The sequence below is a fragment of the Burkholderia crassaminum genome (assembly GCF_964265005.1).
Lineage (GTDB): Bacteria > Pseudomonadota > Gammaproteobacteria > Burkholderiales > Burkholderiaceae > Burkholderia.
In genome coordinates, this window is the sequence record NZ_OZ183800.1 from 965,109 (window position 1) to 987,528 (window position 22,420).

21 protein-coding genes are annotated in these 22,420 nt (G+C 66.6%); 11 read left to right on the plus strand and 10 right to left on the minus strand.

What is annotated here, in order from left to right; genetic code table 11:
• Positions 1-6 precede the first annotated feature (6 nt).
• On the minus strand, positions 7-2,217 hold the full coding sequence (locus ACPTTF_RS21415; protein WP_423368090.1) for a molybdopterin cofactor-binding domain-containing protein: 2,211 nt from the start codon (positions 2,215-2,217) through the stop codon (positions 7-9).
• Between the two features lie 2 nt (positions 2,218-2,219).
• Positions 2,220-2,681: a (2Fe-2S)-binding protein gene (locus tag ACPTTF_RS21420; RefSeq protein WP_011354470.1), complete on the minus strand. Its 462-nt coding sequence runs from the start codon at positions 2,679-2,681 to the stop codon at positions 2,220-2,222.
• 181 nt (positions 2,682-2,862) lie between these two features.
• On the opposite strand from ACPTTF_RS21420, the gene ACPTTF_RS21425 reads away from it, so the two are divergent.
• Complete coding sequence (locus ACPTTF_RS21425; protein WP_423368091.1) at positions 2,863-3,786, plus strand: AraC family transcriptional regulator N-terminal domain-containing protein; 924 nt, start codon at positions 2,863-2,865, stop codon at positions 3,784-3,786.
• Between the two features lie 150 nt (positions 3,787-3,936).
• Here the strand turns inward: ACPTTF_RS21425 and ACPTTF_RS21430 are convergent, their stop codons facing one another.
• The 6 genes from ACPTTF_RS21430 to ACPTTF_RS21455 all read right to left on the minus strand — a co-directional run bounded on the left by ACPTTF_RS21430 (position 3,937) and on the right by ACPTTF_RS21455 (position 10,886).
• Positions 3,937-4,272 carry a helix-turn-helix domain-containing protein gene (locus ACPTTF_RS21430; RefSeq protein WP_423368092.1) on the minus strand — a complete coding sequence of 112 codons (336 nt, stop codon included), beginning with the start codon at positions 4,270-4,272 and terminating at the stop codon, positions 3,937-3,939.
• Positions 4,265-4,495: a type II toxin-antitoxin system RelE/ParE family toxin gene (locus ACPTTF_RS21435; protein ID WP_423368093.1), complete on the minus strand. Its 231-nt coding sequence runs from the start codon at positions 4,493-4,495 to the stop codon at positions 4,265-4,267. Before ACPTTF_RS21435 ends, ACPTTF_RS21430 begins: the two co-directional genes overlap by 8 nt.
• 280 nt (positions 4,496-4,775) lie before the next feature.
• The gene (locus ACPTTF_RS21440; RefSeq protein ID WP_423368094.1) at positions 4,776-7,427 is read right to left on the minus strand and encodes a glycosyltransferase family 2 protein; all 2,652 of its coding nucleotides are present in this window, start codon (positions 7,425-7,427) and stop codon (positions 4,776-4,778) included.
• A gap of 26 nt (positions 7,428-7,453) precedes the next feature.
• Positions 7,454-8,857, minus strand: a complete 1,404-nt coding sequence (locus tag ACPTTF_RS21445) for a UDP-glucose dehydrogenase family protein (RefSeq protein ID WP_423368095.1) — start codon at positions 8,855-8,857, stop codon at positions 7,454-7,456.
• A gap of 35 nt (positions 8,858-8,892) precedes the next feature.
• Positions 8,893-9,882, minus strand: coding sequence for a UDP-glucose 4-epimerase GalE (gene galE, locus ACPTTF_RS21450; RefSeq protein ID WP_423368096.1), 990 nt, complete (start codon positions 9,880-9,882; stop codon positions 8,893-8,895).
• Positions 9,879-10,886, minus strand: coding sequence for a UDP-glucuronic acid decarboxylase family protein (locus ACPTTF_RS21455; RefSeq protein WP_423368097.1), 1,008 nt, complete (start codon positions 10,884-10,886; stop codon positions 9,879-9,881). Before ACPTTF_RS21455 ends, galE begins: the two co-directional genes overlap by 4 nt.
• On the opposite strand from ACPTTF_RS21455, the gene ACPTTF_RS21460 reads away from it, so the two are divergent.
• The 9 genes from ACPTTF_RS21460 (at position 10,885) to ACPTTF_RS21500 (ending at position 19,038) form a co-directional block, all read left to right on the plus strand.
• Positions 10,885-11,397 (plus strand): hypothetical protein, encoded by a 513-nt coding sequence (locus ACPTTF_RS21460; RefSeq protein ID WP_423368098.1) that lies wholly within the window; start codon positions 10,885-10,887, stop codon positions 11,395-11,397. The two genes, ACPTTF_RS21455 and ACPTTF_RS21460, sit on opposite strands and share 2 nt — an antisense overlap.
• Positions 11,366-12,160: a hypothetical protein gene (locus ACPTTF_RS21465; protein ID WP_423368099.1), complete on the plus strand. Its 795-nt coding sequence runs from the start codon at positions 11,366-11,368 to the stop codon at positions 12,158-12,160. Before ACPTTF_RS21460 ends, ACPTTF_RS21465 begins: the two co-directional genes overlap by 32 nt.
• An 819-nt stretch (positions 12,161-12,979) precedes the next feature.
• Positions 12,980-13,303: a hypothetical protein gene (locus ACPTTF_RS21470; protein WP_423368100.1), complete on the plus strand. Its 324-nt coding sequence runs from the start codon at positions 12,980-12,982 to the stop codon at positions 13,301-13,303.
• Positions 13,304-13,414: 111 nt separating this feature from the next.
• Positions 13,415-14,005: a hypothetical protein gene (locus ACPTTF_RS21475; protein WP_166962137.1), complete on the plus strand. Its 591-nt coding sequence runs from the start codon at positions 13,415-13,417 to the stop codon at positions 14,003-14,005.
• A 74-nt stretch (positions 14,006-14,079) separates the two neighbouring features.
• Positions 14,080-14,361, plus strand: a complete 282-nt coding sequence (locus tag ACPTTF_RS21480; protein WP_011354481.1) for a hypothetical protein — start codon at positions 14,080-14,082, stop codon at positions 14,359-14,361.
• A gap of 44 nt (positions 14,362-14,405) precedes the next feature.
• Positions 14,406-16,127 carry a chemotaxis protein CheA gene (locus ACPTTF_RS21485; RefSeq protein WP_423368101.1) on the plus strand — a complete coding sequence of 574 codons (1,722 nt, stop codon included), beginning with the start codon at positions 14,406-14,408 and terminating at the stop codon, positions 16,125-16,127.
• Positions 16,128-16,283: 156 nt separating this feature from the next.
• Positions 16,284-16,868, plus strand: a complete 585-nt coding sequence (locus ACPTTF_RS21490) for a hypothetical protein (protein ID WP_166962143.1) — start codon at positions 16,284-16,286, stop codon at positions 16,866-16,868.
• Between the two features lie 111 nt (positions 16,869-16,979).
• Complete coding sequence (locus ACPTTF_RS21495) at positions 16,980-18,401, plus strand: sigma 54-interacting transcriptional regulator (RefSeq protein WP_423368102.1); 1,422 nt, start codon at positions 16,980-16,982, stop codon at positions 18,399-18,401.
• A gap of 130 nt (positions 18,402-18,531) precedes the next feature.
• Entirely contained in the window at positions 18,532-19,038 is a 507-nt protein-coding gene (locus ACPTTF_RS21500) for a hypothetical protein (protein ID WP_423368103.1), read from the plus strand.
• Between the two features lie 27 nt (positions 19,039-19,065).
• Here ACPTTF_RS21500 and ACPTTF_RS21505 read toward each other — a convergent pair whose 3' ends face one another.
• Complete coding sequence (locus tag ACPTTF_RS21505; protein ID WP_423368104.1) at positions 19,066-19,560, minus strand: hypothetical protein; 495 nt, start codon at positions 19,558-19,560, stop codon at positions 19,066-19,068.
• A 401-nt stretch (positions 19,561-19,961) separates the two neighbouring features.
• Here ACPTTF_RS21505 and ACPTTF_RS21510 point away from each other — a divergent pair, with 401 nt between their 5' ends.
• Positions 19,962-20,639, plus strand: a complete 678-nt coding sequence (locus tag ACPTTF_RS21510; RefSeq protein WP_423368105.1) for a LuxR C-terminal-related transcriptional regulator — start codon at positions 19,962-19,964, stop codon at positions 20,637-20,639.
• 25 nt (positions 20,640-20,664) lie between these two features.
• Here ACPTTF_RS21510 and ACPTTF_RS21515 read toward each other — a convergent pair whose 3' ends face one another.
• Complete coding sequence (locus tag ACPTTF_RS21515; RefSeq protein ID WP_423368106.1) at positions 20,665-22,218, minus strand: methyl-accepting chemotaxis protein; 1,554 nt, start codon at positions 22,216-22,218, stop codon at positions 20,665-20,667.
• Positions 22,219-22,420 lie beyond the last annotated feature (202 nt).

Consider the following 22,420-nt stretch of genomic DNA (forward strand, 5'->3'; position numbering starts at 1 on the left):
CCCCCATCAAGCCTTCGCGCTATCCGCCGAATCGAACGGCAGCACGTAATGCCGCTTCCCCGTCGCCGCGAAGATCGCGTTCGCAACGGCCGGCCCCACCGGCGCGACGCCCGGCTCACCCACCCCGGTCGGTGCTTCGGCCGATGGCACGATATGCACCTCGACCTTCGGCATCTCGGCCATCCGCAGCACGTGGTAGCCGTCGAAGTTGCGCTGCTCGACCTGGCCGTCCTTCAGCGTGATCGCGCTGTGCATCACCGCGCCGAGCCCGAAGCCGATGCCGCCCTCCATCTGCGCGGCGACGATGTCGGGATTGATCGCGATCCCGCAATCGACCGCGCACACCACGCGCTCGACCTTCACCTTGCCGTCCGCGTCGACCGACACCTCGGCCACCTGCGCGACATAGCTCTTGAACGCCTCGGCCACCGCGATCCCGCGCCCGCGGCCCTTCGGCAGCGGCTTGGCCGGGTCCCAGCCGGCCTTCTGCGCGGCCAGGTCCAGCACCGCGCGCATGCGCGGCTCCTTCGCGAGCAGGTCGCGGCGGAACGCGTACGGATCCTTGCCTGCCGTGTGCGCGGCTTCGTCGATGAACGCCTCGACGGCGTACGCCGTGTGCGAGCTGCCGACCACACGCCACCACAGCACGGGCACACCCGTCTTCGCGGTGGTGAGCTCGACCGACACGTTCGGTACCGCGTACGGCAGGTTCGCCGCACCCTCGACCGACGTCGCGTCGATGCCGTTCTTGACCATGAACGCCTCGAACGGCGTGCCGGCGAGGATCGACTGGCCGACGATCCGGTGGCGCCAGCCGACCAGCTTGCCGTCCGCGGTCAGCCCCGCATCGAGCTTGTGGAAGTACATCGGCCGGTAGAAGCCGCCCTGGATGTCGTCCTCGCGCGTCCACTGCAGCTTGACGGGCTTGCCGTCCGCGCCGAGCGCCTTCGCGATCGACACGGCCTCGACCACGTAGTCCGACCATGCGTTCGCACGCCGGCCGAAGCTGCCGCCCGCATACAGCGTGTGGATCTGCACCTGCTCGGGCTTCAGCCCTGCCGTCCTGGCCGCGTTGGCCTGGTCGACCGTCTGGAACTGGTCGCCGGCCCAGATTTCGCAACTGTCCGCCGACAGCTTGACGACCGCGTCGAGCGGCTCCATCGGCGCGTGCGCGAGATACGGGAATTCGTACGTCGCGGCGATCTTGCGCGCGGCGCCCGCGATCGCCGCGTCGGCATCGCCGTCCTTGCGCGCCGACGTGCCCGGCTTGTCGGCGAGCTGCCGGTATTCGCGCATGATCTCGTCCGAGCTGCGCTTTTCGGCGTTCGCCTCGTCCCACTCGACCTTCAGCGCGTCGCGCCCCTGTTTCGCGGCCCAGAAGCCGGCTCCGACGACCGCGACGCCACCCGGCACCTGCACGACCGACACGACGCCCGGCACGGCCTTGGCGGCCGTCGCGTCGAACGACTTCACTGTCGCGCCGAAGCGCGGCGGGCGCTGCAGCAGCGCGACGCGCATGCCGGGGAAGGTCGTGTCGAGCGTGAAATGCGCGGTGCCGTTCGATTTCGCCGATGCGTCGACGCGCGGGATCCGGTGCCCGATCAGCTTGAAATCGGCTGGCTGCTTCAGCGTGACCTTGTCAGGCACCGGCAGCTTCGACGCATCGGCAACGAGCGTGCCGTACGGCGCCGACTTGCCGCTCTTCGCGTGCGTGACGACGCCATTGGCGGTCGTCAGCTCGCCGGCGGGCACCTTCCAGCGGGCCGCCGCGGCCGATACCAGCATCGCGCGGGCCTTGCCGCCCGCTTCGCGCAACTGCTGCCACGAGTTCGCCATGGCCGAGCTGCCGCCCGTGCCCTGCATCGTGCCGAACGCGAGGTTCGCATAACGCTTCGCATCGGCCGGGGCGCTTTCGACGCGCACGCTCGACCAGTCGGCGTCGAGCTCTTCGGCGACGATCGTCGCGATGCCCGTATACGCACCCTGGCCGAGTTCGACGTGCTTCGCGATGACCGTGACGGTGCCGTCGGGCGTGATGCGCAGGAACGCGTTCGGCGCGAAATCGGCGGCCGGCGCGGTCGCGGCCAGCGCGCGGCGGCCGAGGCCGGCCCATTCGAAGCCGATGGTGAGGCTGACGGCGGCAGCTGCTCCCGCGGCCTTCAGGAACGTGCGGCGCGACGGACGCACCGACCCGGTGTTGTCGAGTTCGATCGTCATGGTCAGGCTCCCAGCGTCGCGGCCGCGTCGTGGATCGCGGCCCGGATGCGGGCGTAGGTCGCACAGCGGCACAGGTTGCCGTTCATCGCGGCGTCGATGTCCGCGTCGGTCGGCTTCGGGTTCTGTTCGAGCAGCGCGGTGGCCGACATGATCTGGCCGGACTGGCAGTAGCCGCACTGCGGCACCTGCAGCTTGACCCAGGCGGCCTGCACGGCATGCGCGGGCTTGCTCTGCAGGCCTTCGATCGTCGTGATGTGCTTGCCCGCGATGCCGGCGAGCGGCAGCACGCACGAGCGGACGGCCTGGCCTTCGAGATGCACCGTGCACGCGCCGCACTGCGCCATGCCGCAGCCGAATTTCGTGCCGGTCAGTCCCGCGTGTTCGCGAATCGCCCAGAGGACGGGCATCGACGGATCGGCGTCGAGCGTGACGTTCTTGCCATTGAGAACAAACGAGGTAGGCATTTTGTATGTCTCCGTGGGGAAAACCCGGCATGCGCCCGGTTAGCGGGCAGTGTGCGCGAGCAGCCGATTTTTGCGTCTACCCAATCCTGCAAATTTATTGAACAATCCTGCAAATCCCCGGCGGGTCGCGGGCGGTTTCGCTATGCTCCCGCGAGATGAGGAAATTGATCGAGGAAGCGTCATGGACATGACCGATATCGTGACGTCGCGCGAATCCGGGCGGCGCGAGCTGGCGACGCTGATCGGCCGATTCGCGCCCGCGGACGGCTCGCATTCGACGGCCGTGCCGGGTTTGATGCTGCACCGGCACACGCGGCCGGTCGATATGGGCTGCGGCGTGTCGCGGGCCGCGCTCGTGATCGCCGCGCAGGGCGCGAAGCGCGTGATCGTGGCCGGTCAGGCTTACGAGTACGACACGCAGAATTGCCTGATTACCTCTATCGACTTGCCGATCCTGTCGCGCGTGACGCGCGCGTCGCCGGACGCGCCGTACCTGTGCCTGTCGCTGACGCTCGATCCGCAGCGCATCGTCGAGCTCGCGGCCGAGATGCGGCTGCCCGAACCCGACGCCGGCCCCGAAGGCGAGGGGATCGCGCTCGCCGAGCTGACGCCGCCGCTGCTCGATGCCGCGCTGCGGCTGATGCGGCTGCTCGATACGCCGGCCGACATTCCGGTCGTCGCGCCGCTGATCGAGAAGGAACTGCTGTACCGGCTGATGACGAGCGGGCAGGGCACGCGGCTGCGGCACATGGCGATCGCGGGCAGCCAGACGCACCGCATCGCGCGCGCGATCGAATGGATCCGTGATCACTTCGCGGAGCCGATGCGCGTCGAGTCGCTCGCGCAGGCGGTCAACATGAGCGTGTCGTCGCTGCACCATCATTTCAAGCACGTGACGACGCTCAGCCCGCTGCAGTACCAGAAGCAGTTGCGGCTGCACGAGGCGCGGCGGCTGTTGCTGCGGCAGGGCGGCGATGTCGGGTCGGTGGCCGCCGTCGTCGGCTACGAGAGCGCGTCGCAGTTCAGCCGCGAATACAGCCGGCTGTTCGGCGCGCCGCCGATGCGCGACGTCGTGCAGTTGCGGAGGAAGGAACTGCTCGGGTGATACGGCGGCTGGCGTGCCGCGCGCCGGCTTGGGTGCTGCTTGCCGCCGCGCCGTGGCGGGTAAGCATGGGGTGCAGTGTCGATGACATCGTGGTTATGACCGACAGCCGGCTACTGACCATTGACGATGCGGCGTGACGTTGCGCCGTGTTCAGGCAAACGAGATCACCAGCCTTTTCCCGCAAGCGGCTGCGTATTTGCGCAGTGTCGAGAACGACGGCGAATGCTTGTCGCTGGACAACGATGCTTCGAGGCGTGACACGGCCGACGCGGTGGTGCCCATGCGTTCTGCGACTTGCGCCTGGGTAAGGCCTGCGTCGCGACGCGCGGCGAGCAGGGCATCGAGCGCAGAAAATTCTTCCTCGAGCGCGTCATATGCCGTCTTCACGGCCGGATCGGCAAGCAAGCGCTTTGTGTCTGCCTTCGTGTGCCGAACCGGTGCGTATCCGTCATCCCGCGTGCGTGCGGGGCGTGCTGCCTTAGCCATTGTCTTGTACCTCTTTCATTCGTTTCCGGGCGATCTTCAATTCGCTGTCCGGGGTTTCCTGCGTCTTCTTGACGAAGGAGTGAAGGACAACGATTTCCTGGCCGACGTGCATGCAATAGAAAACGCGCCCGATGCCTTCGCGACCCTTGGGCCGCAATTCAAAGAGACCGCCACCCATCGCCCGAGAGTGCGGCATGCGCAGGTCTGCCCCGTACGACTCCATCAATTCAAGCAGCCTCAGATAGCTGGCAAGAATCCCTGGGCGAACACTTCACGTTTGATGCGCGCGTTGTAATAGCTGACGGCCCAGTTCATTCGCGCATGTTAGCAAATATGCTAATTTTGGGAAAAAGAGGAGACGCGCGTGAAAGTTGGCGACGCGCGGCGTCGCGCAGGTTGGCCGGCGGGGTATGACCGCCGGCTCACGCCCCTGTCAGCCGGCGCGAACGCGTGGCCTGTTCACGACCGTGCCGTGGCGCCGCCCGGCAGTCAGCGCCCCTCATTCATTGCGCAACCACCGTCGTCTGCAGGAACGTCGGCGCGATCCGCCAGTCCGGCACGTAATGCGCCGGCCACGCGCCGGGCGTATCGACCGCATTGAAATACACCACGGCCTTCAGCAGCGGATAGCGCCACAGCGATCGCTGGAATTCCTCGAGTTCCTCGCGCTTGCGCGAACTGGACCCGTCGACGCCGAGTTCCGTGACCATCACCGGCAGCCCGTAGTCGGTCACCCGCTCGTACTTGGTCCGCAGGATGCTCGCGGCGGACGCATGGCCGCCGGCCGGCCAGATCGCGCAGCGCGGGCAGTCGAATACGGACAGGCCGACATCGTCCACATAGCCGCGGCCCGGAAAATAGTCGTCGAGATTGCGGTTGCCGGCCGGCGACCACACGAAGCGGATCTGGTCGGTCATCGTGCGGCACGCGGTCACGACCCGCCGGTACGCATCCACGTAGGCCGACGCATCGCCGATGGCCCACGGATAGCGCCCGGTGTCGGCCTCCATCTCGTGGCCCCAGCGCACGAACACGGGGCCCTTCAACGCGGCGAGTGCCGAGCAGGTGGCCGCGATCCGCGCGTCGTAGCGCCCGTGCGCGATATCCGCGAGCAGCGCGCCTTGCCGCGTATCTCCGGCCGCCCAGGGCTCGACGGTCAGCATCAGCGAGCGGTTGCGCGCCTGCGCGCTCCGGTAGGCAGCGTCGATTTCGGCGCGGATGTCGGGCGCGTTCCACGACACGAACACATGGTCGAACGCGAGATCCCGGTCGGCCGCGAGCGTGTTCTCGGGATCGTATGCGCCGAGTTCGGGCTGCTTCACCGGTTCGCCCGGTACGGGCGCGACCACGGCCGGCAAACCCGAGCGCCACATCATCGCCTGCCAGCCTTTCGGCGCGCGCAGCCCGATGCCCGAGAGCAGCATCGCGAGGGCGAACACGAACAGCGCGTTGCGCACGGGCAGGCGGCTGAAGAACATCTGCCGGAACGCCGACCAGTCGAGCCCTTGCTCCCTGCCGTGATTCACCGTGATGACGGCCGCGATCACGAGATACAGGATGCTCGTCAGCGTCGAGAACAGATAGAAGCCGGCGGCGTTGCGCGGATTCTCGACCGTGACGACGGGCAGGCTGCAGAACAGCGAGATCAGCAGGTACGGCGCGACCACGCGCAGCGGCGCGTCCTGTTCGATCGTGCCGCCCTTCGGTGTGACCTTGAACGGAAATTCCTTGCCGCGCACGCAGTCGAATACCGCCGACGCGCAGCCGAGCACGACCCATGGCCAGCGCGCGAACACAAACGACAGCCCTTCCCACGACAGCAGCTTCGTATTCAGCGGGCGGCATGACTGGGTCGAATGCGTGGCCCAGGTCACGACGCACAGGATCAGCACGGTCAGCGGCAGCGCGTAGGTGAGATACGTGAGGTAGTCGACGTGTGCCCACACGCGGCCGGTGAGCAGCGCGACGACCGGAATCACGACGCTGCCGGCCATCGCGAGCGCGCACAGCGGGTACCACAGCTGGCAGAACAGGAACTGCGCCTTCAGCTTCAGCGGCAGCCCCATGAAATAGTGGCGCGTGTAGCGCAGCATGATGATCATCACGCTCTTGGACCACTGGAATTCCTGCGTGGCCAGGTCGCCGAACGTGCGCGGCCCTTCGCCGTTCGCGATCGCGTTCAGCGCATGCATGCCGCGCCAGCCCTTCGAATTGAAGATCATCGTGGTCGAGTGATCCTCGGCGAGCTCGGGCCCGAGCCCGCCGATCTCGCGCAGCGCGCGGCAGCGCACCGCATAGTGCGAGCCGATGCACAGCGGCGCGAGGCCGCCCGCATAGCCGGCCTGCATCGTGCCGTGCAGCGGCCCCTCGACGTTCACGCGCCCGCGCGCGCTCCAGCTTTCGGCCGCGTTGCTGTCGCAGATGCTCGGTGCCGACACGTAGCCGATTTCCGGATCGACGAACGGCCGCAGCATCTCCTCGAGATAGGTGCGGGTCGGCACGTGATCGGCGTCGAGCTGCGACACGAAATCGTAGTTGTCGTAGCCGACCATGTCGTAGAAGTACGCGAGATTGCCTTCCTTGCATTGGGTGCGGCGCGGCCAGCTGGTGCGGTGATACGCGGTTACGCCACGCCGCGTCGACACGAATACGCCGTGCTCGCGGCACCAGTCGAGCGTCTCGGGCGACGGGTCTTCATCGGCGAGCCACGTATCGTGCGGGTAGGTCTGGTCGAGCATCGCGAGCAGCGTCGTGCGGACGATGTCGAACGGCTCGGACGGCGCCTTGGTGACGACCATCGCGACGCGCCAGTCGCGCGGCACCGGCAGCGCGGGGTTCGGCACGACCGCCGAGCGGATGATGAAGATGAAGTAGCCGGGAATGAAGGTGGTCCAGAACAGCACGAAGCAGTTGACGCCGAATCGGAACGCGTCGACGTAGTGCTCGTCGCGCAGCCACCAGCGCCAGAAGATGCCCAGCGCGACGAACCAGCACAGCGCGAGGATCTGGAAGATGAATTTGGTCCCGCCGTCCATCAACGGGACGAGCAGCGGGACGTCTGCTTGCAGCGATGCGGTGCGATCCGCTTCGGAATCGGTGGTGTCGGCGGTATCCGGCGAAAGGCCGCCGGCAAGCGACGCAACCAGCTTCTTCATGGTGCTCTCCCGTCAAGGTCAGACCATCAGTCCTGAAGCAGGCCGCGCTGCGGCCGGGTGTCCTCGCTTGCGTGCGTTTGTTCCGGTGCAGGGTCCGCCGGTGTGCGCTTGCCGCACGAGCGGCCCACGCGTTCGTAGCGGCGAAAGCCGCTGTCGACGGCCAGCCGTTCGCTGAACAGGTTGCGCATGTCGAGCATCACGGGATCGGCCATGTGATCCGCGAGGTCGGCGAGATCGAGTGCCTCGAACGCCTTCCATTCGGTCATCACGACGACGGCGTCCGCGCTGCGCACCGCGTCGATCGCGGAGCCCTCCATGAATACCTGCGGCAACAGCCGCGATGCCTCGTGCGGACGCGCCGGGTCGTATGCGCGGATATGCGCGCCCGCGCCGACGAGCAGCTGGATCACGTCGATGCTCGGGCTTTCGCGCACGTCGTCGGTCTGGCCTTTGAACGTGAGGCCGAGCACCGCGATGCGCTTGTCCCTGATCGAGCCGCCGCAGGCCTTCTCGATGCGGCGCAGGATTTGCTCCTTGCGCAGCGCGTTCGATTCGATCGCCGCGCTGACGATGCGCAGCGGCACCGCATGTTCGGAGGCCGTCGCCTTCAGCGCGCGCGTGTCCTTCGGGAAGCACGAGCCGCCCCAGCCGGGGCCGGCCTTCAGGAACGATGCGCCGATGCGGCGGTCGAGGCCCATGCCGTTCGCAACCAGTTCGACATCGGCGCCGACGGCTTCGCACAGGTCCGAGATCTCGTTGATGTAGCTGATCTTCACCGCGAGGAACGCATTCGCCGCGTATTTCACGAGTTCGGCCGTTTCGATTTCGGTCGCGAGCACGAGATGGCCCGTCGCTTCGAGCGGCGCATAGATGGCCTTCATGATCTCGATCGCGCGCGGATGCTCGGCGCCGAACACGACGCGGTCCGGATGCATGAAATCGTCGATCGCCGAACCTTCGCGCAGGAACTCCGGATTCGATGCGATCGCCGCGTCGACGCCCGCCGGCGCGCAGCGTTCGACGATTTGCTTGACGACCCGGTTGGTGCCGACCGGCACGGTCGACTTCGTGACGACGACCGCGAAGCCGGTCAGGTTCGACGCGATCTCGCGCGCGGCCGCTTCGACGTACTGCAGGTCTGCCTGGTCGGTGCCCGGCAGCGTCGGCGTGCCGACCGCGATGAATACCGCGTCGCGATCGCACACGCTCGCCGCGAGGTCGCTGCTGAAGCGCAGCGTGCCGCGTTCGACGTTGCGCGCGACGACGGCGTCGAGGCCCGGTTCGTAGATCGGCATGCGGCCGTCGTTCAGCGCGTCGATCTTGCCGCGATTGTTGTCGATGCAGACGACGTCATGCCCGAGATCCGCAAAGCACGCGCCGCTTACCAGCCCGACGTAACCCGTGCCGACGATGGCGATCCGTACCTTCATGGTGATTCCCCTGCATGGCGTTCAAGGAAACTTGCTCACTTGCCGGACTCGAATTGCAGTTCTTTCTGACACCACGCCGCGGCGTGTTCGACCATCGGTTCGATCGCGGTGAAACGCGGCCGCCAGCCGAGCACGAGCGCGGCTTTCGTCGCGTCGGCGTACAGCTCGGGCGGGTCGCCCGGGCGGCGCGCGGCCGTGACCGTCGGCACGCGGCGGCCCGTCACGGCCTCGACGGCGCGCAGCGCGTCGAGCACCGACGTCCCTTTGCCGGTGCCGAGATTCAGTGCGACGCTGTGGCCGCCGCCGCATAGATAGGCGGTCGCCTTCAGGTGCGCATCGGCGAGATCGCTCACGTGCACGTAGTCGCGAATCGCGGAGCCGTCGGGCGTCGGGTAGTCGGTGCCCATCACCTGGAACGCGTGGCCCGTGCCGAGTGCCGCGCGGATCGCGAGCGGCAGCGCGTGCGTTTCCGGTTCGTGGCATTCGCCGATCATGCCGTCGGGGTCCGCGCCTGCCGCGTTGAAGTAGCGCAGCGCGACCCACTTCAATCCGTACGCGCGCTCGAAATCGGCGGCCATCCGTTCCATCGCGTACTTGGTGAAACCGTACGGATTGATCGGCCGCTGCGGCGTGCGCTCCGAGATCGGCAGCATGTCCGGAATGCCGTACGTCGCGCACGACGACGACATCACGATCCGGCCGATACCGGCCGCGCGCATCGCGCTCAACAGCGTGCAGGTGCCCGTGACGTTGACCGTGTAATAGCGCTCGGGAGCGAGCACCGATTCGCCGACGTAGGCGAGGGCGGCGAAATGGATCACGACATCGGGCCGATGCGCGGCGAACGCCTTCGACAGCGCGTCGCAATCGAGAATGTCGGCTGCGACGAGCGGCCCCCACCGAACGGCATCGCGATGGCCGGTCGACAGGTTGTCGTAGGCGACCGGCTCGTGTCCCGCTGCCGCGAGCGCCTTGCAGGTATGGCTGCCGATATAGCCCGCTCCGCCTGTCACGAGCACCTTCATGCCGTGGCCCCGGTCATGCGCAGCACCGGCTCGAGCCACAGTTCCCGGCTGAAATAGTCGACGGTGCGGCGCAGGCCTTCGTCGAGATCGACGGCCGGCCGCCAGCCGAGCTCGGCCAACGCGATCGAGATGTCGGGCCTGCGCTGGTGCGGATCGTCGATCGGTAGCGGACGGAACACGATCTCCGATTTCGAGCCCGTCATCGCGAGCACTTTCTGCGCGAGTTCGATCATCGTGAATTCGCCGGGGTTGCCGATGTTGACCGGCGTGCCGACGTTGCGCCCGGCGCCCATCAGGCAGAAGAAGCCGTCGATCAGGTCGCTGGCGAAGCAGAACGAGCGTGTCTGCCTGCCGTCGCCGTAGATCTCGAGCGGCGCGCCGTTGAGCGCGCCGACGATGAAGTTCGACACGACGCGGCCGTCGCGCGGCGACATCCGCGGGCCGTAGGTGTTGAAGATACGCGCGACGCGCACGTCGATGCCGTGCGTGCGGTAGTAGTCGTAACACAGCGCCTCGGCCGCGCGCTTGCCTTCGTCGTAGCACGCGCGCGGGCCGATCGTGTTCACGTTGCCGCGATAGGTTTCCGTTTGCGGATGCACGCCCGGGTCGCCGTAGATCTCGCTGGTCGACGCCTGGAACACGCGCGCGCCCGTCTTGCGCGCGAGCGCAAGGCAGTGGTTCATGCCGAGCACGTTCGTCATCATCGTATGAACAGGATCGAGCTGGTAGGTGGGCGGTGATGCCGCGCACGCGAGATTCCAGATCTCGTCCACCTGCAGTTGCGGCAGGCCGAGCGATACGTCGCCCTTCACGAACTCGAAGCGGCCGGACGCTTTCAGGTCGGCGACGTTGAGCTTGCGCCCCGTCAGCAGGCTGTCGATGCACGTGACGGATGCGCCCTCCATGACCAGGCGCTCGCATACGTAGCTGCCGAGAAAGCCGGCGCCGCCCGTGACGAGGATGCGCTGACCGGCGCGCGTCTCGAGCGCGACCCTGTCATTCATGGCTTTCACCTTCGTCGTTCAGCTCCGGGAACCACACGTCGATCAGCTCGACGGCGGCGCGCACGCGTTCCATCCCGCTGCACGGGTCGCGTTTCGGCAAGCGCCGGTTCGCATGTGCCGATGTCGACGAAGCGCCGCGACAGGCGCTCCGGTTTCGCTGACTACCCCGTTGATGCTTGAACGACGCAAGCGTCGATCGATCGGTGGTGATCTTCATCGCCGTTTCCCCGATACGCTGATTGACGAGCGGCCGCCGTCCGTAATCTTGTGCCTGGGCGTGCCGCTCGGTGAGAGCCGGACATCAGGCAATCGGCATGCCATGGACGATGCCGTCACGATGCGCACGGGCGCGGCGGCGCGATTGCCGCGCAATATGCGCGCTTCTGTTTCATGCATGAATCGTGGGGACAGGAAAGCGGGCTGGCCCATTGCCGGATCGATGCCATTCGATACGACGAAACGCACGATAAATCAGGCTTTTGCGTGGATGGTTTCGTCAAACAGGTGTTGAATGGAAATGTTTCATCAATGAGAAATGCGCCGATAACGGATTAAAAACGTTACTCGAATGCGCGGTTCATCGGGCAATTCGGTGTATGAAAGGTGGGGCGAACGAAAATGAAAAAATGATGCACGGGTTCCGGCGGAGGTCGCGTGTTTTCATTTGTTTTAATTATTACGCCGTAACGAAAGTTTTATTTTTTACGGTCATTTCGACGCTCGAGCGACGTGTGATCCTGTCGGTATTTTCACGGATGAATCAAATTCGTTCCGGTCGTCAGCGCAAACGTGTGTCGACGGCTTGCTGGAGGCTGCTGTATCGGGCTGTTCGGGCCCGGCGCCGGGCGAATCGATTCTCGTTTGTGATGGCGCGGGAGGGGGCCGCACGCGCCGCGCCCCACGGTTCGCAAGCGGAAATGCCGGCGCCGCCGGCCCTGCGCGGCCGTGCGCTTCTCAAGTTTGAAACACCCGTTCATCTGGCCGTCCGGCGCAGGCCCGCGAGCCGGATTCGTCCGTCTAATCCGGCGATTGCATCGCGGCGCTCAACGATCGCCGCGGGTGTCAAACCGCTATTGCGATACATTCCTGAAACAAAAAATGTCGTTCCCGGCGCCGCAGGCTGTCGTGGCGGCCGTTTGCCGGGTGCAATCTGCGGTGGAATAACGCGTGGCACGCTGCTTGCGGTACTGGACGCACCGGCGAGCGGTCGACACGAAGTAACGAAGAGGTGGGGCGGCCAACTCGTCAATAAGCAGTCGGGGAAACGGCGATGAAGACCATAAGCAGTAGGTTGATCGGCGCGTACTTTGCGCATCAATGGGGTAGTCGGAAAGACCGGGGGGACGCTCGCGACGCTGTGCCAGCTTCGCGGGTTGCGCTGTCCCGGCTTCTTGCCCGCCGCGCGCTTCGCGTGCTGGCGCGGTTGTCGCGCCGCACGGCAGTCGGGCGACAGCGGTACTCGCTTTCATTCAGTTCACCCGGATGGATCAGGCTGTTCGTGCCGGACAGCGTGATGCCGATTCGTCTTCGGCCGTGCAGGGTCGCTTCGATCGCGCCTGGCCCATGCCAGCGCCGGCCGGATTAGATCGAACGCCCGTCGGCCGGATTATCCGGAAGACCTTTCGTCGCTAGCTCAGGGAGAAGACATGCCACCTGGCTTCCATGCACGCCCGTTGTCGCCCGGATAAAGGGTGTATTTAAGGCGGCTCTGCATTTTGCGGTGGTTAATGTATTCGCGGATTTTCGATTCCGGAATGGGGTGCCGCATGCCGGCACGCTATCCGGCGGGGTATCGAATGTCGCGGGCCGGAAAGATGTGCGCATCGTTCCGGTTTATCAAGTAATGGTGTTTTCGTTATAAAGCCAATGTTCATAAAAATAATCGAAAACACCTATCAAAAAAATTTGGATAACTAAAAATCACGAGGCTAAGCTTCGTCTGGCCAAATTAACAAAAAAACTGAATTCAAAAGGCATCAGGTTTTTATTAATTGGATAGTGATCCTTAATTTTTTGGGGATTGCTCAAGTCAGGATGATTGATGGCGTGCGATCTTCCTGGCTCATTCTGTCCACGCCGTTTTGGAGTCGACCATGAAGAAGCTTCTGATTGCAGCAGCAGTTCTGGCGGTTTCGGGTGCAGCGTTCGCAGGTAGCGGCACGGTGTCGAGCAGCAATTCGTCGAGTGGCGGTTCGACGATGGCTGGCGTTGCAGGGTTCGGTCATTTCACCGCGACCGATTCCGGTGCAGCGCTCGGCGCAGCCGGCGCAGTTGCCGGTGGCCCCGGCAGCGGCTCGATCTCGTACACGAGCCACACGCAATCGTCGTCGGTTGGCGGCTTCGGCTTCGGTGGCGCGCAAGCAGGCGGCAACAGCGGCGCGAATGCCGGTTCGATCGGCTGGACGTATCACCACTAAGCCGCGACGCGTAGCGTTCGTCATTGGCTGGCGGTACGGATGCCGGGTTCCGCTCGATGGGGGTAGACCCGGCTCCGCCACCGCCGAACTTACTCACAGCAAGGAATTGCTATGAAAGCCAAAGTGATTTTCGCGACAGCGCTCACCGTCATTTCGTCGGCTGCATTGGCAGCAGGTTCCTCCACGACCAACCAGACGCAATCCGTTGCGGCGGGTGTTTCCGGTTCGGTCCTGGTCGGCTCCGGCAGCTATACCAGCAATTCGACTTCGACGGCGGGCGCGAACGCGGGCAGTACGGTGACACCCGCTGGTTCCGCCGGCACGGCATCCGCCTTCCACAACACGACTTCGACGGCCAGCGGTTCGGGCACGAACGGGGGCGCGTTCGCGGCAGGCGGCGGTATCGGTGCCGCAGGCTCGTACGGTGGAAACAGCAGCACGAACGAGAACGCGAATGCGCTCTCGGGTGGGGTGAGCGCCACGATCGTACTCGGCGCAAACCACTACACGGCCTCGAGCGCCAACGACCAGGGCAATGCCAACGCGGGTGCCGCTGGGCTGACCGGCAGTGCCGGGTCAGGCGCGATCACGGGTTCGAATCACTACAACTCGTCGACCGTATGGAGTACCGGTCCGGCCGGCTCGCCGTCCGCATCGGGCGGAAGCCAGGGCAGTGCAAGTGCGACCGGAAGCAGTCATTAGTCAGGTGTGGGGGGACCAGTTTCCCAGCGACGCTGGTCTCTTTTCTCCACATTGTTGTCACGTAAGGAGTTGGCATGAAGCAGAAACTGATTGCCGCCGCTCTGATGCTCGCGTCTTTGACGGCGTATGGCGCTGACCGTATTGCCAACGACGTGCAATCGAATTTGCAGACGTCAAACAACCCTGACCAGACAACCAAACCGTCAGAACAACAAACGCTTTCTTCGGGCAGTGCCATCGGTGGACCAGACGCCCAGCAGTGGCAGGGTATGTCGGCCGGCTCGTGGTCCCAGCTGGGTAACGGCTGGAAACAGTTCGGGGAAGCAGGCAAAGCTGAAGGGAATCAGGGGAACTAGTACGGTTGCCTGGGTGGGAGGTCAAACCTCGTCCGGAGAGTGAAATGAACAGCAACAGGATCAAGGTGGCATGCGCAGCGATGTTCGCGATGACCACGATCGGCGCCCAAGCGCAAACCGCCGATTCGACTTCGAGCGCGCAGTCGTCGACGTCGTCGACGGCGGTCAGCCAGGGTGGCGGCTCGAGCATGAACACGAACACCACAAGCTCGCGCGGCGGTAACGCCACCAGCTCCAGCGGGGTTCGCAGCAGCGGCAATTCGAGCGTGAACGTGAACGTGACGATGCCGTCCAGCACGAGTGGCGGCACGAACGTGACGCCGCAGTCGCTGCAGTCATCCGGCGCGCCCGGCACCAACCCGTACAACACCCAGTCAGCGGAAAACGTCAATTACTCGGGTACGCAGACGATCAAGACGAACCCCGCGATCCAGGCGCCGGGCCTCACGACCACGCTGTCCGATACCTGCATGGGGTCGGTGAGCGTCGGCGTGTCGTTCCCGGGGTTCGGCGCGACGGGCGGCACGACGCTGGTCGACCAGGCCTGCGTCCGGCGTCTCGATGCGCGTGAATTTCGTGCGATGGGCCTGACCGACGTGGCGCTCGCGCTGCTCTGCCAGAGCGATGCGAACCGGCGTGCGGTGGAAGCGACCGGGCACCTGTGCCCGGGCACGACCGCGCCGCTCGCCCGTTCGAACGTGGCACCGAGCGCAGAAGCGACAGTCGCCGACGACGTGAAGTATCACGATCCGATCGTGCGTGATCGCATGGGCTTGCCGCCGCTGGGCGCTGCCGCGCCGGCACCGGTGCAGACCCGCCCGGTGGCGACGACCTCGGTGCAGGCGGCACCCGTGTCGGTGCCGGTACCGGTGCCCGTGCCGTCGATCGCGCCGATTGCCGCCGCGCCGGCCGTTTCCGCACCGGCTGTCGCTGCACCGGCTGTTGCTGCTGCCGCACCGGCAGTGGCGGCACCGGCTGTTGCCGCCGCTCCGGCCGTCGCAGTACCCGCCGTTGCAGCCGCGGCACCGGTCGCAGCCGCAGCACCTGCCGTGGCAGCCGCGCCCGCTGTCGCCGCCGCCGCACCCGCAGCCTCGGTCGTACCGGCTGCCGCGATCGCAGCCGTGCCGGCTGCGGCCGTGATCGCTGCACCGGCAGTTGCGGACAAGGCATCGCCAGTGCCTGCCGCGCCGGTCGCCGACACGAAGGCACCCGATCCCGTGCAGCCGGTGGCCGACAAGGCGCCGGAGCCCGCACCGGCGGTGGCCGACAAGGCGCCCGAACCCGCACCGGCGGTGGCCGACAAGGCGCCCGAGCCTGCACCGGCGGTTGCCGACAAGGCACCCGATCCCGTGCAGCCCGTCGCCGACAAGGCGCCGGAGCCGATGCCGGCCGCAACCGACAACGCAGCGCAGGCCGCTGCCGCGCCGGCTGCGGACACGATGCCGGCTCCTGCCGTCGTCGCGGTGCCTGCAGCCGATGTCGCGATGCCTGCACCGGCAGCCGATGCGAAGGCCGCCGAGCCGGCTCCGGTCGCCGCGGAAGCGCCCGCACCGGAAGCCGCGGCGCCTGCCGCAGCCGCAGCGCCTGCCGACATGCCGGCAGCCGACGCGAAGGTGCCGGACGAGGCAGCGGCGCAGCCCGCCGACATGCCGGCGTTGTCCGATCCGGCGCAAGGATTGCCGCCGGCTTCGGTCGACCAGCAGGCCGCCCCGGCTGCACCGGTCGTGCCGGCTCCGGCTGTCATCTCGACGAGCACGTCGTCGTAAGCACACGGGTCGGTCTCCCGTGCGGCCGGAACGCCGGCCGCGCGGGAGTCGTTCGGCCCCGCTGCCCGACGGTCGTGTCCTGTTTGAAGGGTGTTGGTCCCATCCCCGAGGTCAACACCTCTTTTTGCCTGACGAGGATGCAAGGAGGCCTCAATCATGAGGATCTTTTTGGTCGCTCTGTTGTTGTACAGCGCGCAAGCCGCAGCACAGGCGGTATTCCAGAACCCGGCGGTCTTCGTGATCCTGGGTGAGCAGACCGCCGCGAACGCCGTGAGCGTCGAGCAGGCGCTGACGACGCTCGGTCGTGCCGACAACACGGCATGCGCGCCGATGATGATGATCGGCGATCCGCAGATGATCTACATGATGCCGGAGGAGGGCCACGCGCCGTCGTGGCAATCGCCGGTGTACGGCCGTGGCGCGCCGTTCGAAGCGCAGAACGGGCCGTCGCCGACCGGCAAGACGGTCGGCGCGATGCAGCATGCCGAGGACATGCAGACGCTTCCATGGAGCGACGGCAGCGCGATCACGCAGAAGATCGCCGGCGAGTCGAGCGTGACGGCGGCGGACCGGGTGAGCGGGTGGCAGCGCAACGGGCTCAACTCGATCGAGACGGCCCGCGCGACGGAAGTGACGATGAACGGCAAGACCTACCGGGCCTATCGTGACGACCTCAACGGTTCCGCGAAGCCGGTCGTCGAGCCGCAGATCTACACGCAGCGCGTCGTGTTCTGCCGATAACGAAACGTCAATCCGAGGACGGCCCGGCGCCGCGCCGCGGGACCACGATGCCCCGCCCCACGTGATCCGGCAACGGCCGTTTCGACAACCAACCCAAGCGACGAGGCCATCGTGAACTATTGTTGCCAGATCAGGGTGTCGGGCCCGCAGGATCTCGAACGCGATGCGGGTACGGCGCCGTTCGTGGCCGTCCGGCGCAACCATGTCGTACCGTCACGGCCGCTCGTCTACCTGTCGCAACAGCACGATGCCGCGCTCGCCGACTGTCTCGCGTCGCGCGGCTGGGACGTGTGGCGCGCGAAAACCGTTGCGGACGCACTGAATCTCGTCCGGGCGAACCGTCCGCATGCGGGCATCGTCGATTTCGGCGGCTTCGCGTCGCCCGACGTCACGTCGTTCGAGGCGCTGTTGCGCGACCCACGCGTCGGCTGGGTCGCGCTCGCCGACGATGAGCGGCTGCGGGATCTCGTCATCGCGCGCCTGATTCGCCACTGCTGCTTCGACTACGTGCGCAATGCGACCGCGTATACGACGATCGGCTATCTGGTCGGCCATGCGTACGGGATGCTGACGCTCGCCGACGGCAGCCCGGACGCGGATGCGGCGCCCCCCGGCGGCACGATGATCGGCTCGTGCGACGCGATGCGCCGGCTGTTCGCGACGATCCGCAAGGTCGCGAACACGGACGCCACCGTATTCATCGCCGGCGAATCCGGCACCGGCAAGGAGCTGACGGCGGCGGCGATTCACCAGCAGTCGTTGCGCGCCGACGCGCCATTCGTTGCCGTGAACTGCGCGGCCATTCCGTCGACGTTGCTGCAGGCCGAGCTGTTCGGCCATGAGCGCGGCGCGTTCACGGGTGCGCACCAGCGCAAGATCGGCCGTATCGAGGCCGCGCACGGCGGGACGCTGTTTCTCGATGAAATCGGCGACATGCCGTTCGAGAGCCAGGCGAGCCTGCTGCGCTTCCTGCAGGAAGGCACGATCGAGCGCCTCGGCGGACACGCGTCGATTCCGGTGGACGTGCGGATCGTGTCGGCGACCCACGTCGATCTCGAGGCCGCGATGCAGGCGGGGCGGTTCCGTGCCGACCTGTACTACCGCCTGTGCGTGCTGCGCATCGACGAGCCGCCGCTGCGCGTGCGCGGCCGCGACATCATGCTGCTCGCCGACTACGTGCTGCGGCGCTATCGCGGCGACAGTTCGCACCGGATTCGCGGCTTCATGCCGTGCGCGGTCGAAGCGATCCACAACTATCCGTGGCCAGGCAACGTGCGCGAGCTGATCAACCGGATCCGGTTCGCGGTCGTGATGACGAACGGCCCGATGATCTCGGCCGCCGATCTCGAACTGCACCAGTACACCTCGCGGCAGCCGCCGACGCTCGCCGAAGCGCGCCGGCACGCCGAGCGGCGCGCGATCGAGGAAACGCTGATGCGCCACCGCCACCAGCATGCGGACGTGGCGGCCGAGCTGGGGATCTCGCGCGCGACGCTGTATCGGCTGATGACCGCGCACGGGCTGCACGGCTGACGCACCGCGGCGCGCAGCCGCTCAAGACCGCGCGACGTCGGCCGTTAAGACATGAAACGGCCCGTCCGGACCGCCTGCGCAGCGACGCGCGCGGCCGGCACGCGGCGCATCACGCTTATCCGAGGTTATCGTGGCAGAGTGCAGTCACTGCGGCAGGACGTTCCTGGTCGGCGGGCGGTCGATCGACGGCCGCCGCTATTGCCGTTCGGCATGCGCCCGGGCGCATCCGGTCGTCGTCGAGGCAGACCGGTTGCCCGATGCGAAGGTCTGGGAGTACGTGCACGACTGGCGTTACGGGCCGTGCCCGATCTGCCGTCGCGACGACCGGCCGGTCGATGTCCATGCGTCGCATCGTGTCGTGTCGTTGCTGTTCGTCACGCGCTGGGCGACGCGGCGCCACGTGTGCTGCCGGCGTTGCGGCCGCAGGAAGCAGGCGCTCGCGCTGCTGGCGTCGGCCGCGTTCGGCTGGTGGGGGCTGCCGTGGGGCCTCGTGCTGACGCCGATCCAGCTCGCGCGCAACGCGCTCGGGCTGGCCGCGCGCGATCCGGAGGTCGCGACGCAGCAGTTCGAGCAGCTCGTGCGGCGCAAGCTGGCGGCGCGCCGGCTGCGGCGCGCGCGGCCCGGCGCCGGCGCATGAGCGCGCGGCTCGGCGCGCCGCGCGCGATCAGGCGGCCGGCCGCTCGAAGCCCGATGCGACCCAGCGCTCGGCACTGGCCTTGTTGAGCTTGAAACCGGCCGACACCTTGGCTTCGGCCAGCAGCTCGCCATACGGGTCGAATGCCTTGAGCTGCGCGTACGGCTCGAATTCGTCCGGCACGATGTCGAGTGTCACCGACACGTCCTCGCCGTCCTCGCCCTGAACCGTCACTTCCTTGTGCAGCATCGCGCGCCGCTGCTGCTCGTGGCGCATCAGCACCTCGGTCGCGGTTTTCACGAGCGTGCGGAACGCGTTCGCGTCCATCGGCTTCGGGTTCTTCTTGTCGCGGCCCATGGTCCACGGCCCGACGAGCGCGGGCTCGGACTCGCCGTCCTTGATCATCTCGACGGCCCAGCCGTCGTCGTCTTCGTTCTTGATGATGCGGGCCGTCCAGCCGTTGTCGCGCCAGAGGCCGTTTTCGTGGATGGAGGTGTCGTCGGATTGCAGGTCGGATTCGGTCATGAGGAGTGCGGGGCGTACGGGCCACCGGAGTACGGGCGCCGGCAACAGGGCGGCGGCGCGCGGCCGGCATCGGCGCGTCGCTCGCCGCCGGGGGCCGGCGCGGCATGCAAAGGCGTCGATTTTACCTGCTGGCCGGCCGCTTGGCCCGCGCAGCCCGCCACGTTGGCCATCCGGTCGATGTCCGCAGATACCGGCCGCTTCGTGTCGGGCGCTCGAACCGGCGCAAATATCAAACTCGTATTACGTCCCGGACGGCCGATCCCGATGCCGTCCGATATCCCGTTCGCGCACGGCTTCATAGAATCGATGTTCAGGCTAAAAATAGCCTGAACATCCTATCCACGCCAAACCGGCCGTGCGCGTTCCGCGTCGCGCGGCCGTTGAACCACCGGGAACTACGCATGAGGAAATTCAACGTTCGCATCGTCTTCGCGTACGACTGGCCGTTGACGCTGGCCGGCATCGAGCAGGTCGCCGGCAGCACCAGTGCGATCGAGCTCGTCGCGGTCTACCGGAGTGCAGCCGAACTGGTCGCGTCGCTCGGCGGCGTCGACTGCGATGTCGTGCTGGTCGACTATGCGATCCGTGGCGACGCGCAGATGGACGGCCTTGCGCTCCTCGGCTGGCTGCGGCGCACGCGTCCGAACGTCGGGATCGTCGTGCTGGTCGCGAACGAGAATCCGCTGATCCTTGGGTCGATTCTCGCGATCGACGGCGTGAGCATCGTCAGCAAGTTCGACGAGGTCGGCCATATCGTCACGGCGATTCATTCGAGCTACAGCGGCGGGCGTTACCTGTCGCCGCTCGTCAGGCGCGCGGTCGATGCAGCCGGCGAGCGCGGCGAGGCGCCCGTGAAGCTGTCGGCGCGCGAGATCGAGGTCATTCGCCTGTATCTGTCGGGGGTGCCGATCAAGACGATCGCGCAGCGCCTGAGCAAGGGCAAGCAGACGGTCAGCGCGCAGAAGATCAGTGCGATGAAGAAGCTCGGCGTGAACAACGACGTCGAGCTGATCCAGCGGGCGGCGGGGTTGGGGCTCGGCGCCGGCCCCGCTGCGTTACGGCCCGGCGGCGTGGTGTGAGTTGGCGGGTGCCGGGCGGCCGCCGTCAAGCCGGCAACGCAAACCGCGTCACGGCGTCCCGCAGCGCCTCGGCCTGATCGCGCAGCGAATGCGCGGCGGCTGCCGCCTCTTCGACGAGCGCCGCGTTCTGCTGCGTGACCTGGTCCATCTCGCCCACCGCGCGATTGACCTGCTCGATCCCGGCGCTCTGTTCGCGCGACGCATGGCTGATCTCGTCGAGGATCTCGTTCACGCGCCGTACCGACTGCACGATCTCGGCCATCGTCTCGCCCGCGTGCGTGACGAGCGCCGCGCCTTGCTCGACGGTCTCGTTCGACGACACGATCAGCGACTTGATCTCCTTCGCGGCCGTCGCCGAGCGTTGCGCGAGCGAGCGCACTTCGGCCGCGACCACCGCGAAGCCGCGGCCCTGTTCGCCGGCACGCGCCGCTTCGACGGCCGCATTCAGCGCGAGGATGTTGGTCTGGAACGCGATCCCGTCGATCACGCCGATGATGTCGCCGATCTTGTGCGAGCGGTCGGTGATCTCGTTCATCGTGCGCACGACGTCGTCGACCACCGTGCTGCCGCGCGTCGCGACCTGCGCGGCCTGGCTGGCGAGCGATGCGGCCTGAGCGGCGCTGTCCGCGTTCTGCTTCACGTTCGCGGTCATCTGGTCCATGCTCGACGCGGTCTGCACGAGCGCGGCCGCCTGCTCCTCAGTGCGCTGCGACAAGTCCGTGTTGCCGGACGCGATCTCGCCTGCGCCGACGTTGATGTTCTCGGTACCCATCCGCACGCGCGACACCATGTCGATCAGCCCGCCTTGCATTGTGTGCAGCGCGTGCAGCAGGCTGCCGCGATCGTCGTGCTTCACGGCGACATGCGCGGTCAGGTCGCCCTGCGCGATGCGCTGCGCGGCGTCGAGTGCCACTTCCAGTTCGCCGCCGAGGTTCGCGCGCACGCTTTTCAGCACCAGCACCATCACGGCGGTCGCGATCCCGCCGAGCACGGTCGTCATCGCAAGCCAGCGGCCGACGCTTTCGAGCACGGCGGTGCGCACGTCGTTCATGTACATGCCCGTCACGAGATACCAGTCCCACGGCGCGAAGCGCTGCACGGCGCTGGTTTTCTCCTGCGGCTTGTCGGCGCCCGGCTTCGGCCACAGATACTCGACGAAGCCCTTGCCGCCTTCGATGTTGCCGGCCTTCACGATCTCGACGAACAGGTGCTTGCCGTTCGGGTCGGTGAAATTCGACACGTCCTTGCCGTTGAGCTCGGCCTTGATCGGATGCATCACGATCACGGGCTTCGAGTCGTTGACGGAGATGTAGCCGTCGGCGCCGTAACGCATCGCGGCGATCGCCTCGAGCGCCTTCTGCTTGGCGTCGGCTTCCGGCAGCGCGTTCTGCTGCGACAGCTTGTAGTAGTGGTCGGCCACGCTCGTGGCCTGCGCGACCAGCGACGCGAGCTGGTCGCGGCGATCCGTGATCATCGACGCGCGCGTCTGCCAGGCGCCGAGCCCGGCGATCACGAGCAGGCCGAGCCAGAGGATGACGATCATCGAGGCGAGTTTCTGATTCAGGGAAAGATTGCGCATGGTGTGTGGTCGGTCAGTCGTGGACGCTCGCCGGAACGGCGTGACGGGATATATGTCTTGACGGCGCCCGACGTGCGTCGCCGTAGACGGGTTATCCCTAGGAACCGGTACCGTCACCCATGCCTTTGACGCCAATACGGGTATCTATGCATATGCATAACGGGCGTCGCTATACTGTCGGGGCGCTTGTGTGCGCGCCGCG

Excerpts from the sequence above, each read along its gene's own strand:
- ACPTTF_RS21515 (WP_423368106.1), bottom strand. The coding sequence starts at position 22,218 with ATGCGCAATCTTTCCCTGAATCAGAAACTCGCCTCGATGATCGTCATC.
- ACPTTF_RS21445 (WP_423368095.1), bottom strand. The coding sequence starts at position 8,857 with ATGAAGGTACGGATCGCCATCGTCGGCACGGGTTACGTCGGGCTGGTA.
- galE (WP_423368096.1), bottom strand. The coding sequence starts at position 9,882 with ATGAAGGTGCTCGTGACAGGCGGAGCGGGCTATATCGGCAGCCATACC.
- ACPTTF_RS21460 (WP_423368098.1), top strand. The coding sequence starts at position 10,885 with ATGGCTTTCACCTTCGTCGTTCAGCTCCGGGAACCACACGTCGATCAG.
- ACPTTF_RS21440 (WP_423368094.1), bottom strand. The coding sequence starts at position 7,427 with ATGAAGAAGCTGGTTGCGTCGCTTGCCGGCGGCCTTTCGCCGGATACC.
- ACPTTF_RS21470 (WP_423368100.1), top strand. The coding sequence starts at position 12,980 with ATGAAGAAGCTTCTGATTGCAGCAGCAGTTCTGGCGGTTTCGGGTGCA.
- ACPTTF_RS21435 (WP_423368093.1), bottom strand. The coding sequence starts at position 4,495 with ATGGAGTCGTACGGGGCAGACCTGCGCATGCCGCACTCTCGGGCGATG.
- ACPTTF_RS21475 (WP_166962137.1), top strand. The coding sequence starts at position 13,415 with ATGAAAGCCAAAGTGATTTTCGCGACAGCGCTCACCGTCATTTCGTCG.
- ACPTTF_RS21505 (WP_423368104.1), bottom strand. The coding sequence starts at position 19,560 with ATGACCGAATCCGACCTGCAATCCGACGACACCTCCATCCACGAAAAC.
- ACPTTF_RS21480 (WP_011354481.1), top strand. The coding sequence starts at position 14,080 with ATGAAGCAGAAACTGATTGCCGCCGCTCTGATGCTCGCGTCTTTGACG.
- ACPTTF_RS21490 (WP_166962143.1), top strand. The coding sequence starts at position 16,284 with ATGAGGATCTTTTTGGTCGCTCTGTTGTTGTACAGCGCGCAAGCCGCA.
- ACPTTF_RS21415 (WP_423368090.1), bottom strand. The coding sequence starts at position 2,217 with ATGACGATCGAACTCGACAACACCGGGTCGGTGCGTCCGTCGCGCCGC.
- ACPTTF_RS21485 (WP_423368101.1), top strand. The coding sequence starts at position 14,406 with ATGAACAGCAACAGGATCAAGGTGGCATGCGCAGCGATGTTCGCGATG.
- ACPTTF_RS21455 (WP_423368097.1), bottom strand. The coding sequence starts at position 10,886 with ATGAATGACAGGGTCGCGCTCGAGACGCGCGCCGGTCAGCGCATCCTC.
- ACPTTF_RS21425 (WP_423368091.1), top strand. The coding sequence starts at position 2,863 with ATGGACATGACCGATATCGTGACGTCGCGCGAATCCGGGCGGCGCGAG.
- ACPTTF_RS21510 (WP_423368105.1), top strand. The coding sequence starts at position 19,962 with ATGAGGAAATTCAACGTTCGCATCGTCTTCGCGTACGACTGGCCGTTG.
- ACPTTF_RS21420 (WP_011354470.1), bottom strand. The coding sequence starts at position 2,681 with ATGCCTACCTCGTTTGTTCTCAATGGCAAGAACGTCACGCTCGACGCC.
- ACPTTF_RS21430 (WP_423368092.1), bottom strand. The coding sequence starts at position 4,272 with ATGGCTAAGGCAGCACGCCCCGCACGCACGCGGGATGACGGATACGCA.